9 protein-coding genes are annotated in these 12,724 nt (G+C 44.3%); 4 read left to right on the forward strand and 5 right to left on the reverse strand.

Annotation, left to right across the window (positions count from 1 at the left end; all coding sequences use genetic code 11):
* Nucleotides 1-69 precede the first annotated feature (69 nt).
* On the forward strand, nucleotides 70-861 hold the full coding sequence (locus tag RMY64_RS31575; protein WP_322702100.1) for an SDR family oxidoreductase: 792 nt from the start codon (nucleotides 70-72) through the stop codon (nucleotides 859-861).
* Nucleotides 862-1,127: 266 nt separating this feature from the next.
* Here RMY64_RS31575 and RMY64_RS31580 read toward each other — a convergent pair whose 3' ends face one another.
* Together RMY64_RS31580 and radC are read right to left on the reverse strand one after the other, a co-directional pair.
* Nucleotides 1,128-6,503, reverse strand: coding sequence for an AAA family ATPase (locus RMY64_RS31580; RefSeq protein ID WP_322702101.1), 5,376 nt, complete (start codon nucleotides 6,501-6,503; stop codon nucleotides 1,128-1,130).
* A gap of 739 nt (nucleotides 6,504-7,242) precedes the next feature.
* Complete coding sequence (gene radC, locus RMY64_RS31585; RefSeq protein WP_322673166.1) at nucleotides 7,243-7,974, reverse strand: RadC family protein; 732 nt, start codon at nucleotides 7,972-7,974, stop codon at nucleotides 7,243-7,245.
* Nucleotides 7,975-8,267: 293 nt separating this feature from the next.
* On the opposite strand from radC, the gene RMY64_RS31590 reads away from it, so the two are divergent.
* On the forward strand, nucleotides 8,268-8,723 hold the full coding sequence (locus RMY64_RS31590) for a hypothetical protein (protein WP_322702102.1): 456 nt from the start codon (nucleotides 8,268-8,270) through the stop codon (nucleotides 8,721-8,723).
* Nucleotides 8,724-8,899: 176 nt separating this feature from the next.
* On the forward strand, nucleotides 8,900-9,475 hold the full coding sequence (locus RMY64_RS31595; RefSeq protein ID WP_322702103.1) for a hypothetical protein: 576 nt from the start codon (nucleotides 8,900-8,902) through the stop codon (nucleotides 9,473-9,475).
* Between the two features lie 100 nt (nucleotides 9,476-9,575).
* Here RMY64_RS31595 and RMY64_RS31600 read toward each other — a convergent pair whose 3' ends face one another.
* The 3 genes from RMY64_RS31600 to RMY64_RS31610 form a co-directional block, all read right to left on the reverse strand.
* A complete protein-coding gene (locus tag RMY64_RS31600; protein WP_322702112.1) occupies nucleotides 9,576-10,514 on the reverse strand; it encodes a phosphoribulokinase in 939 nt (312 codons plus the stop codon).
* A gap of 364 nt (nucleotides 10,515-10,878) precedes the next feature.
* Nucleotides 10,879-11,313, reverse strand: coding sequence for a CoA-binding protein (locus RMY64_RS31605; protein ID WP_322702104.1), 435 nt, complete (start codon nucleotides 11,311-11,313; stop codon nucleotides 10,879-10,881).
* 54 nt (nucleotides 11,314-11,367) lie between these two features.
* The gene (locus tag RMY64_RS31610; protein WP_322702105.1) at nucleotides 11,368-11,712 is read right to left on the reverse strand and encodes a hypothetical protein; all 345 of its coding nucleotides are present in this window, start codon (nucleotides 11,710-11,712) and stop codon (nucleotides 11,368-11,370) included.
* Between the two features lie 230 nt (nucleotides 11,713-11,942).
* Between RMY64_RS31610 and RMY64_RS31615 the strand changes: the two genes are divergently transcribed.
* Nucleotides 11,943-12,605: a class I SAM-dependent methyltransferase gene (locus RMY64_RS31615; protein WP_322673227.1), complete on the forward strand. Its 663-nt coding sequence runs from the start codon at nucleotides 11,943-11,945 to the stop codon at nucleotides 12,603-12,605.
* The last annotated feature ends 119 nt before the right edge of the window (nucleotides 12,606-12,724 follow it).

Here is a 12,724-nt window from a genome sequence, read left to right on the forward strand (position 1 = left end):
AAATGACAAATGACAAATGACAAATGACAAATGACAAATGACAAATGACAAATAACAAAAGGAAAAATTATGCAGACCAATCGCAAACAAACGGCTCTTATTACTGGTGCATCTGGCGGTATCGGTTATGAATTCGTGAAATTATTTGCTCAGGATGGTTACAATCTTGTGTTGGTAGCTAGAAGCCTGGAAAAGCTGAATAAAATTGCCGATGAATTTAAAAAGAAATTTGGCATTGATGTCAAAGTTATTTCCAAGGATTTATCTAACCCATCAGCCCCAGAAGAAATTTTCACGGAACTAGAACAAGCATCGATTAATATTGATGTGCTGGTGAACAATGCAGGATTTGCTACCTACGGATTATTTAACGAAATTGACCTGAATGCTGAAATGCAATTGCTACAAGTCAATATATTATGTCTGACACATTTAACCAAGTTATTTCTCAAAGGCATGGTTAAACGGGGGTCTGGAAAAATATTAAACCTGGCTTCCACTGCTGCTTTTCAACCAGGGCCGTTGATGGCAGTATACTACGCTAGTAAAGCTTATGTCTTATCATTTTCAGAAGCGATCGCAAATGAATTAGAAGGTACAGGCGTTTCTGTAACGGCGCTTTGTCCAGGGCCTACCGAATCTGGTTTTCAACAAAGAGCCGCAATGGAAGACTCAAAGTTGGTAAGCGGTCAAAAAATTATGACTGCGGAAACAGTAGCCGAAATTGGCTATCGTGGTCTATTTGAAAACAAAACTGTTGTCGTTCCTGGAATTAAAAATAAGCTACTCGCTGAATCTGTAAGATTTACTCCCAGAAAGCTAGTGACTAAACTAGTTAGAAATATGCAGGAAAGCAAGTAATAAGTGGGTCGGCGTAAATAATTAAAGGTGAGTTCGACGAGTACTATTTTGACCTCTCCTCAGCCCCTCTCCTACCAGGAGAGGGGAGCAAAAACTTTTGTTTTCTCGTTACTCCTCCCTCTCCCAAGGGGAGACGCACTCGCGTTCGCCTTTTAGGAGAGGGAGGTTGGGAGGGAGAGGTCTGTCGAACTCACGTTATTTTAGTGAAATGGTATAATCTGTTGGCTGCAACACAGTTGTTGTACTGTGCCGCAGCGATGGTTGATTTAACCCCGAACCGGGAGTGAGATGGAAAACTCAGAGCCTTGTCCCAATTGGGACTGAACTTCCAGCCGACCATCATGTTTTTCGACGACAATCTGATGGGCGATCGCTAAACCTAACCCCGTTCCTTTGCCAACCTCTTTAGTGGTAAACAAACGCTCAAAAATCTTAGATTTAACTGATTCATTCATGCCTTTACCGTTGTCAGAAATACGAATTTCAACCGCATTTTGTTCGGATAATAATGCAGTGCGAATCCCGATTTGTTGGGGATGATTTTCTAACTCTTCAAAGCTTGTTTGCTGTGCTATTTCATCGAACATATCAATCGCATTAGCCAGAATGTTCATAAACACCTGGTTAAGTTGACCGGGGAAGCAATCAATTTCAGGGATATTACCGTAGTTGCAGATAACTTTAATGGCAGGCCGATTTTCATTGGCTTTGAGCCGATACTTGAGAATCAACAGCGTACTATCTAACCCTTCGTGCAAGCTGGCTTTAACTTTGTGTTCCGTATCGGCACGAGAGAAGGTACGCAGGCTGGTACTGATGCCTTTAATGCGATCGGTTGCGCCTTTCATCGAGTCAATTAATTTAGGTAAATCCTCCAACATAAACTCAAGGTCAAGTTCTTGGGCTAATTCTGCCACCGCACCCGTAGGTGGCTGGTGCTGGTGATAGGTATCTAAATACTCACACAAGTCTTTTACATAATCTTTGGCATTATTAATACTGCCGTTGAGGAAGCCGACTGGATTATTAATTTCGTGAGCCACCCCTGCCACCAAGTTACCCAAAGTCGCCATTTTTTCGCTTTGCACAATCTGAAGCTGAGATTCTTGCAGCTGTTGAGTATATGCTTGGGCTTGCTGATAGAGACGAGCATTCTCCAGTGAAATCGCAGCTTGGGCGCACAGCAGATTCAGCACCTCAACGCGATCGCGGGTAAAGGCTCCCGTTGCTAAGTTATTTTCCAGATAGACTATGCCCAGCAATTTACCCTGTTGCAGAATTGGGCTGCACAGCAGACTCTTGGGCTGTTGGTTTTGGATATACGCATCGCCGAGCAATAGCGGCTCTTGTGCAGCGTTGCTAATTACAGCAGGTTGCAAGCTGCGTTTGACTTTTGTTACCAGAGCGATCGGCACGATACCACTATCGGCAAGCGACTGGGTTGGATGGAGAATCTGCGTTTCGATTTGGTGCGATGCCGTAAGTTCTGCCCTTGCCTGAACTGTGAGATTTTGCCCCTCACTCAACATCAAAGCGCACTGCGTCGCACCAGAGGTTTGCATTACCGTCAGCAAGAGAGTAGCAATTAACGGCTCAAGCTCGATTTCACTCGAAAGAGTTTGCGACGCTTTGAGGATGGCAACCAGATCCAGGGAATCAGAAAGACTCGTGGAGGAAGTACTAGTCGAGGTGACAGTTGCAGTGGAAAATAAGGTTTCGTCAATAGAAAGTGGTGTCTGCGCCCCTTGGAAGATGGGAGCTAGCAGTTGGGGATAGCGAGTTTCCAAGTCAGCGAGTTTGGCTTTCGCCCCCCAGCGAGCATAGCCATAGTAGGCCTCGATCGCGTAAGCTTGGGCGATTCGCTCTTTGTTCCAATCCAGATAGAATTTTGCCGCCAGTTCATTGCCAAGGGCTGCTTCCTGAGAATAGCCATTGGCTTTAGCACCCGCGATCGCCAAATCGTAAAATTCTATAGCTTCGGTTTTGCGATCGAGAACGCGATATTTTTCCGCTTCAACTAAATGATATTTGTGCAAGTAATTCATCGGGCCATAATCTGCCCAATCTTTTAATTTAGCTTGATTTTCTTCCATTCGCTGCCATTCCGGTTCTGACGGGGAAATTGATTCACCAGGATTAGCCAGTACGGTCAGAGAATCATAGAAATAGAAGATTGGTTCAACGATACTTCCCATCCCGCCAGCTAAATACTGTCGCGTTTGAGCTGCATCGTGTTGGGCTTTGGCAAAATCTTGGAGCCAGTAATTTAACGTGAAGCGATAAAGGTAAAAGAAGGATAGTCGGTAAAAATCGACTTTTGCCTCATCCAGAACTTTCTGTTCGTAGGCATCCTGGCGTAAGGGAATTTCTTGTTCTGACTGACCCAAGAGAATTTGCGCCGCTTGCCAGTAAGCCAAAACACAGTTTGCTGCCGTGACTTGGTGGAGGTCGGACAACTGCTGGTAATAAGCACGAATTTGGGGTTCGAGTTCAGCGAGCGGTTGACCGTACCAATACGCATTGAAGCAGTATAACTGGGCATCGTAGCCCATAAATTCTAGATTGCCAGTTTCCAACCCGGCTTGATATCCGTCCAGTAGAATGGGCAGCGTGTCTTGCAGATGGATTGTCCAAGAACCCACATAAGCCCCCATTAACATCGCAGTTGCGGCTCGAATGTTTTTGGCATCTGGTTCTAAGGCGAGTTGGTATCCTAATTGCCCAAACTGAGGCACTTTTGACATATCGCTCCACAGCATCCTCAGTTGGAAGGCGTAACCTACATAGCAAAACGCCGAAACCGGACTGTTGCCAAATTGAATCGATAATTTGACCTGGAGTGCCACCACCAGGAAATAAAGCTTTGTGCCGGACATGTAACAAACTGGTGTCAGCCGCGCTGCATTTTGCATAATTGCTAATTGCTGCGGATCGGTCATTTTCGGCAGATGAATGAATGACTCAATAGAACGACCCTCAATTAAAGCATCAATTTCTTGTTTCAGGAGGCGAATGTCGTCTAGAGTTGGTTCGTCTGGTAGGTTCACGCCCAACATTCGGAAGACTGATTGACCGATCGCGATCGCCTCCACAAATTGATTGCGGGCGACCAATGCCTGAATTCTGACTTGATAAACTGGCACTCGTTCTAGAGGCGTTTTTGCACGATCGATTACCGCTTCAATCCACTCCTCCATCTGCTCAAAAGCACCAGCCAAAAAAGCGACCTCGGCAGCTAAGTCATGCAGAGATAGAGTTATTTCGTACTGCCGTTGCCAAGCATCCCCTAAGAGCAGTTGCAGCCCGACTGTGGCATATTCACGGGCGGCATGGTAGGCGGTTGCGGCTCTGGCTTTGCGGCAAGCCGTGAGGTTGAGTTGGGCGAGTTCGTCCCGTTGCTGTTGTTTTTCAATCAGCGTGGTTCCATAGTTCAACTGATTGACGATTTCAAAAATGCGCTCTTCTCTAGCGGCTGGGGAAACTTGTTGCAGCAGAAGTTGTCCGATTTGGTAATGAGTCGTCTGTTTTTGCTCGTCAGGGATGAGGGAATAAGCAGCTTGCTGGACGCGATCGTGGAGAAAGCGATAAGAACAGTTAAAGGTTAATGGCTGCTGGACTTCTGCCACGTGAAGTTCTGATAGTTGGTAGAACTTATAGACATCGCTGATGGGCAGAATTACGCCTTCTTGCAAGGCTTTCCAGAGGTCGAGCGCGATATCTTCGGGCGATCGCTGATTGACTATCGCCAGGGTAGACAAATCAAACTGAGCGCCAATGCAAGCCGCTAGTTTCAAAGCAGCCTGGGTGGCAGTCGGCAATTTTTGCAACTGAAGTGCCATAAATTCGACGACATCATCCGTGAGCGCGAGTAACTTCACCGTTGCCAAGTCACATTGCCAATGTCCTGTCTGGAAGTCAAACCAAATATAGCCGTCCTCATGCAATGCTTTGAGAAATTGGGTGAGGAAGAAGGGATTCCCCTTGGTTTTTTGATAGACCAACTCCGAAAGCGGTTGAGCCAGTTCAGTTGAGCAACTGAGCGTATCTGCTGTTAACTGATTCACGTGGGTTTGGCTCAGGGGTTGTAGAGTGAGGGCGCGGATTTGGGTTTGGGCTTTTTTAACCTCATCGAGCATCAGCATCAAGGGATGAGCCGGGAACACTTCGTTATCCCGATAAGCTCCGATGACGAACAGATAACCGCGCTCGCGTTCTGTCAGCAGTAGCTTCAGCAAGTTCAGCGAAGCCGAATCAGCCCATTGCAAGTCATCTAAGAAAATGACCAGTGGATGCTCCCTTGTGGTGAACACCGTGATGAACTTCTGGAACAGCAGATTGAAACGATTCTGAGCCGCACTACCGGAGAGTTCTGGTACTGGGGGTTGTTGGCCGATGACCTGTTCGAGTTCCGGAATCACCTCAATGAGTACCTGCCCATTGTCACCCACTGCCGCCAGGATTTTCGCTTTCCAATCAGCTAACTGCGCGTCATCACTGCTTAGAAGTTGACCCATCAGGTCGCGGAAGGCTTGGATAAAGGCACTAAACGGCAGATTGCGGTTGAACTGGTCGTATTTACCTTTGATGAAATAGCCGTGCCAACGCACAATCGGCTTATGCACTTCATTGACGACGGCAGTTTTGCCAATACCAGAAAAACCTGCCACCAGCATCAGTTCGGAGGCTCCGTTGGCAACTCGGCCAAAAGCATCGAGCAAGCTTTGAACTTCTTGTTCTCGTCCGTAGAGTTTTTCGGGAATCAAAAAGCGATCGCTAATATCCCGTTGCCCTAAATCAAACCAGGCGAGTTTGCCCGCAACATGATATTCTTCCTGGCATCGCAACAAATCGTGCTTCAGACCGAGGGCGCTTTGATAGCGGTCTTCCGCATTCTTGCCCATCAGTTTGCGAATGATTTCACCGAGCATGATGGGCAGATCGGGATTGCGATCGCAGATAGAGGGTGGTTGTTTCGCTATATGGGCGTGAACCATTTCCATTGGCTCGTCTACTGGAAATGGTAACTGTCCCGCGAGCAGTTCAAAAAAGGTAACTCCCAAAGAATAGAAATCGCTGCGATAGTCAATCCCCCGGTTCATCCGCCCGGTTTGTTCCGGTGAGATATAGGCGAGTGTACCTTCTAGAATGTTGGGGTTTTGAATTTCTTGGGTTTCGCGGGGTAACAGGGAGGCAATGCTAAAGTCAATCAGCTTAATCTCCCCGGTTTCTGGTTGAATCAGAATATTAGCTGGTTTAATGTCTTTGTGAATAATCCGTTGTTGATAGAGCTGGTGGAGGATATCTACAATTTGCAGGGCAATTGGCCAGAATTGTTCGACACTCAAAGGGGCAGCCTGGATGCGATCGCGTAGGGAGATGCCACCGATGTCTTTCATTACCAAAGCATAGCCATTTTGGTATGGTTCTAGACTCAGCGGTTGGACAATGCCTGAGATGTCGAGATTTTTAGCGATCGCATACTGATTGCGAAACTGCACCAATTCGCTAAAGCTGGGATAGTCGTGCCGCAGTAGTTTAATAATGACTGGTTTTCGATCTAATTCCCTAAGAGCGCGATGTACTAGGGTATTGGAACTGGAATAAATTAGCTCGTTTATACGATAACCAGTTATTGCCAACATAAATCTTATTTTTATTTACAAATCTTTTTTTATCTATATAGAGAATTCCCGTTTTAAGATTATCTTTAACTTTTAGAGACAAAAATTAATAATTCTGGTCAAATTTGCGATCGTTTGCTCTAACATGACTGGCTCAAAATGTTATTAATTAACTATAAAAAACTAAAACAACTTATACCAATTCTCTAAAATCCGGCAACACATATTCGCTCCGAAACCTAATGCATATATGACGCATCTTATTCAAACAATTCAACATAAAATGCTTGGAAAACAAGTTCCCATTTAATTAACTCCGACAACATCTGTTCAAGAATCTTTTCTTATAATTCTGACTCCGAGGGATACAGAGAAACTGGCCCAGCAAGAAATTATTGGATAGTTAGCTTTTGTTGTTGAAAATCCTTAATAAAATCCCGAATATCTGATATTCAAGCACGGCTTGACCCAGATTCAGTTTGGTCAAACTTTAATAATGTTGGTATGTAGGGGATTACCAAGAAATAAATTATCCACTCTTGTGGGGTGGACATCTTGTCCGCCCTATGAACTAGGCTCTCGTGTCGCCCACCCCACAATAAAAGTTGTATATTTTTTTATAGCATCTCCTAGTCTGTTGAGGTACAAATCTCTGCGTACCTCTGCGCTTTACTTTGTACAATTATCCATAACATTTTGATATCTTTTTTAGTTTTTATTAGCAATTAAGATGCGTTCGCCCTGCCTCCCTGCTTTTTCACTAATCTCCCTGTGGATGCTCATCCCACAAAGTTGTCAGTTCTCGTAAACTTTGATGATTGCCATTGCCCAAAATCAGATGATCTAGTACTGGAATGCCCAAAAGCTGCGCCCCTGCTAATAACTGACGCGTTAATTCTATATCTTCCTGGCTGGGTTCAAGGTTCCCAGAAGGATGGTTGTGGGCTACTATTACCCGCGTTGCGCCTTGACGAATAACTTCTCGAAAGATATCACGGGGAGAGGCTAGGGTTTCGGTTGCAGTGCCAATGGTAATTACTTGCGTACCCAACAAGCGATTCTTGACATCTAATAACACCACTGCAAAACGTTCTTGTACCTGCCACATCAAATCTTGACTGAGGGTAGCAGCAGCAGCAAGTGGGCTATCAATTAATGTGCCATCATTGGGACGTGATTGAAAGGCGCGTTTGCCCAATTCAATTGCTGCTAAGATACTTGTCGCCTTCGCTGGGCCAACACCAGAAATTTGCATTAACTCTGCGGGGCTAACTTCTCGGAGAGTTGCCAAAGGATCGCGTTGATGTTTGCCTAGTTCGCTCAAGATATATTGTCCCAAACCCACAGCCGATAGTTTTCCTGGCCCTTGACCAGTGCCTAGAAGAATTGCGATTAACTCTGCTGTGGCTAAAATTTTTGCACCATGCGTCATTAATCGCTCACGCGGACGCTCATTTGTAGGTAGATCGGCAATTCTGAGGCAATAGGTCATATTAAACTAAGAAAATAGCACCACACATAGAACTATCCTTAGTTATCCCTCGTTTGCTCTCAAAATCATCTTTATTTGAGAAAATCTTTAACCTTGGTAAGTTTGTATAGGTAATTTCATTTGCAACTTTCAAAGGGAACACTAAAAAAAGATGATTTAGGGCGATGCCTACGGCGGTAAACTATGTTCGACGATTTATTCAACAATCTCAAAGGTTTTATTGACTCTAAAATTCAAGAAGTCGGAACGATCTGCAAAAACGCTTCGGCGTTCCCGAACCCGCAGAGCCATTTATGCTGATTCGTCGATTCACACCTGCCGATTCTACGGTGACAAAGGGATGTATTGCAATTGTCGGAGAAAGCTGGCAAATTGAAGCTTATGACGATAATAATCAGAGCTTTTTTACGAATAGTACCGATCCTTTGCGAAATGTCATCTTGTTTGAAGTTGCAGAACCCGATGTCCAAGAGTGTGTTTTTGCTTGTCAATTTAACGCGAAAGCGCTAGACACAGAAAAAGCAATTAAAGTTAGTTTAGGTTTTCGGAGAACGGGACAGTGGGGCGGAATGACAACAACTTCATGGTTTACAGAAGTTTCACCAACAGAAAATTTTAAACCTTACGAAGCGCGTGCCCATTTTAAAAAAGAAACAGATGCTGCCAAAGTTCAAATCAGTGTGCAATTTGAGAGTAGTGGCATTCTTCAGATTAAAGATATTGAATTGCTGCAAGCGCCTGTAAAGTAACAATCGTGAGCTTGGGTAGGGGCTGGGATGCAATGATTGTGGAAATCATAACTAATTATCCAGACATGATATGAGCGGATGAACAAGAACGCCCAAATATGACAAAAGGCTACTATTTCAAAGGGAACACTAAAAAAAGATGATTTAGGGCGATGCCTACGGCAGTAAACTACGCTATGTTTGACGAGCTATTCAACAATCTGACAAATTTTATTCTCTCTAAAGCTAAGGAAACCCTTAAGGAGCTAGAAAAACCACTCGCTATTCCCGAACCCGCAGAGCCATTTGTGCTGATTCGTCGATTCACACTTGCCGATTCTATAGTCACAAAGGGAGGCATTGGAATTGTCGGAGAAAGTTGGCAAATTGAAGCTTATGACGATAATAGTCAGCGCTTTCTAACTAATAGTACAGATCCTTTGCGAAAAGTCATCTTGTTTGAAATTGCAGAACCCGATGTTCAAGAGTGTGTTCTTGCTTGTCACTTTAATGCGAAAGCGCTAAACACAGAAAAATCAATTGCAGTGAGTTTGGGTGTAGGTAGACCACGAGAATTGGGCGGACTGAGAACAACTTCATGGGGTAGAGGAGTTTCACTAACGGAAAATTTTCAGCCTTACAAAGTGCGTGCCTATTTTAAAAAAGAAGCGAATGCTGCCACAGTTCAAATCGGTGTGCAATTTGAGAGTAGTGGTATTCTTCAAATTAAAGATATTGAATTGCTGCAAGCCCCCGTCAAGTCGGAATCATGAGTAAGCAAAGTGCGTAGTTTACCGCCGTAGGCATCGTATAATTCAGCAGCCTAACACTACACGCGATCGCAACCACTTTTAACCCTTTAACTTTCCCTGATTACTGATGAATTTGCGTTGCTTTGAGCATGTGGTAGGTAATGATCAACTGAGTCAAAGCCAGGGGGTAACTTTGCAGTGTTTCTTCAGTTGTACCAGCAATTTTACCCAGTTCTGGATTACTTTCGCGATCGCAAATACTTCGTAAATGGGGCATATCAGAACAAATAACATGCTCTAGCTTATTCACCTGGTCTAAGGTTGCATGACCATCAACTTCTAAGACATCCACAGGCTTACTCATATCCCTGTCTAACCCCAAGCGAATCGCTGAGTCAGAATTACCATAGCCAGGGTTGATAATCTGGGTAAAATCTGGGTGGGGAATTGTCGGACGTAGTACCAAACGCACATTTAAATGTCCATTGGTTTCATCAGCTTCCTCGGTAGGTGGATAGAAACTAATGACTATATCAGACCATTGCCGCTGCGGACGAATAAATTGTGCTGAGTCCGGTTCGCGCTTTTCTAATTCTGCCAGCACCTGTTCATCTGTGTAGCCGCGCTTTTGGGTATCCCGCTTGACTTTCCATTTTGTGCGTAGTTCTTCAGGGGGTGCAAGATAAACTTTCACGTCGTAGGAGTCACGGGCGGCACGAGTAGAATAACCGAGTAATCCCTCAATGATTACGAATTTATTCGGCTTAATATACTGCGGTGGCTCGAATGTGCCGGTTTTATGGCTGTAAACTGGTTTGAGAATTGGTTGTCCTGTGCGTAGCAGCGACAAATGTTGCTGCATAATATCTAAATGGTTGCAGTCCGGGTGGAGAGCAGTGATGCCAATATCTGCACGTTGTTGGCGATCGTAACGGTGATAATCATCTGTACAAATGAGCGTGACATTTTCCGGGCCGAGTACCTGAGCGATTCCTCGCGTTAGTGTTGTTTTACCAGCCGCGCTGTCGCCGACAATACCAAGAATTATTGGACGGCTCATCATAACCTCCCACAATAAAAACAACTATAGTAATAAAATTACCTACAATAGTTTTTATTCTAGAAGGGTTTAAGCAAGTAACTCAAACAAACACTTGGTATGCAATATCTCTACACATATAGCAATCCTATTTGAGTTGTGAAAAATATAGATTAGAAAACGAACCGCCTTCTCTACCAGAGGCTGACGCCAACGCGTAGCGTCTCGTTAGAGAAGGACGCTAAGGACGCAAAGGAAAGAAGAAAGAAAGAGAGATATAATTTTCAAAGGATGATTTAGGACTGCTATAGAAAGTTTATGCGATCGCTTTTTGCATAATAATTACAATCTAAATGATTGTTAGACTTATCTGTACGCATAAAAACTAGACATTTTCTGTTGAACCTACTCTCAGCCGCAGATATTCAATTTTGATACAAGCATCCATAACCACATTGAGTCCTGCATCTATAGCTTTTTGTGCTGATGGTTGATGCCAGATACCCAGTTGTGTCCACACAGTTTTAGCAGTGATGGAAATTGCTTCATCTACAATTTCTGGCAAGTACTCACAACGACGAAATACGTTAACAATATCCACGGGTTCGGGTAATTCCTGGAGTGCGGCATAACTGGGTTGACCGTCAATTTCTTTAATTCGCGGGTTGACGGCATAAACTGTATAGCCTTTTTGTCGCAAGAATTGCGCGATTTGATAACTGGTGCGATCGCGTTTATCAGAGTGACCTACAATAGCGATGATTTTGGCTTGGATCAACACCTCGCGTAGAGCGTGATCATCTTCTTTAAGGTTTGGCATGATTTAAAATATCCTGAGCGTAGGCACAGCCCGTCGTAGACATCGCTTTGTTTATCATACTGAGTTGTATTTAAATATAATTTTGACTTTTAAAAAATCATTTACGAATATCAAAGACTCGTCCACGAGTAAAAAAGACTCATTCACGAGTATCAAAGACTCATCCACGAGTATCAAAGACTCATCCACGAGTAAAAAAGACTCGTCCACGAGTATCAAAGACTCATCCACGAGTAAAAAAGACTCGTCCACGAGTATCAAAGACTCATCCACGAGTGAAAAAGACTCGTCCACGAGTATCAAAGACTCATCCACGAGTATCAAAGACTCGTCCACGAGTAAAAAAGACTCATCCACGAGTATCAAAGACTCGTCCACGAGTATCAAAGACTCATCCACGAGTATCAAAAACTCATATCATGTCCGCCAAATTACCCATAATAAAAGAACCCCACCCCCAACCCCTCCCCGCCTGCGGGGAGGGGAGACAAAGCACAGCTTTGGCGGGGTGGGGTTCTTCGGGTTTAATAAGCAATCAAGCGGACATGAAATCATCCCCAATTCTCCATGCCCAATGCCCCATGCCCAATGTCCCATGCCCAATGCCCCATGCCCAATTCCCAATACCCATGACAACTAAAACACTAGGACTCGAACAAAACCTCTATGACTATTTACTGTCAGTCTCTCTTCGAGAACCGGAAATTTTAACCCAACTGAGACAGGAAACAGCCCAATATCCCATAGGTAGAATGCAAATTGCTCCCGAACAAGGGCAATTTATGGCATTACTGGTGCAATTGTTGGGAGCAAAGAAAACCTTGGATATTGGGGTATTTACAGGTTATAGTTCCCTGGTGGTGGCATTGGCGTTACCGACGGACGGTAAAGTGGTAGCCTGTGATATCAGTGAAGAATTTACAACGATCGCTAGACGTTATTGGCAACAAGCTGGAGTGGCGGATAAAATTCAACTGCACATTGCCCCAGCTTTGCAGACTTTGGATCGGTTACTGGCAACAGGAGAAGCAGAAACTTTTGATTTTGCCTTCATCGATGCAGATAAGAGCAACTATGATGGCTATTATGAGCGATCGCTGCAATTAGTGCGTCCGGGGGGATTGATTGCGATCGATAATGTTCTCTGGTCAGGTAGGGTTGCCGATCCCCAGGTGCAAGATAATAGAACGAAAAGAATTCGTGCTTTTAATCAAAAACTGCATCAAGACCAGCGAGTTAGTCTTAGTGTAGTAGCGATCGCAGATGGCTTAACTCTGGCATTGAAAAAGTAATACCAATTAAAAAAACAATGCGACAAATAGACCATTTGTAGAGACGCGATTCATCGCGTCTTCTTGTAGAGACGCGATTCATCACGTCTTCACCCAAGAATGTGTTGCAATCATTAATT

The organism is Nostoc sp. DedQUE08 (assembly GCF_034530895.1).
Classification (GTDB): Bacteria; Cyanobacteriota; Cyanobacteriia; order Cyanobacteriales; family Nostocaceae; genus Nostoc.

What these genes read in the sequence shown, in the direction of transcription:
- RMY64_RS31615 (WP_322673227.1), top strand. Translation starts at nt 11,943, where the DNA reads ATGACAACTAAAACACTAGGACTCGAACAAAACCTCTATGACTATTTA.
- RMY64_RS31580 (WP_322702101.1), bottom strand. Translation starts at nt 6,503, where the DNA reads ATGTTGGCAATAACTGGTTATCGTATAAACGAGCTAATTTATTCCAGT.
- RMY64_RS31575 (WP_322702100.1), top strand. Translation starts at nt 70, where the DNA reads ATGCAGACCAATCGCAAACAAACGGCTCTTATTACTGGTGCATCTGGC.
- RMY64_RS31605 (WP_322702104.1), bottom strand. Translation starts at nt 11,313, where the DNA reads ATGCCAAACCTTAAAGAAGATGATCACGCTCTACGCGAGGTGTTGATC.
- RMY64_RS31590 (WP_322702102.1), top strand. Translation starts at nt 8,268, where the DNA reads ATGCTGATTCGTCGATTCACACCTGCCGATTCTACGGTGACAAAGGGA.
- RMY64_RS31600 (WP_322702112.1), bottom strand. Translation starts at nt 10,514, where the DNA reads ATGAGCCGTCCAATAATTCTTGGTATTGTCGGCGACAGCGCGGCTGGT.
- radC (WP_322673166.1), bottom strand. Translation starts at nt 7,974, where the DNA reads ATGACCTATTGCCTCAGAATTGCCGATCTACCTACAAATGAGCGTCCG.
- RMY64_RS31595 (WP_322702103.1), top strand. Translation starts at nt 8,900, where the DNA reads ATGTTTGACGAGCTATTCAACAATCTGACAAATTTTATTCTCTCTAAA.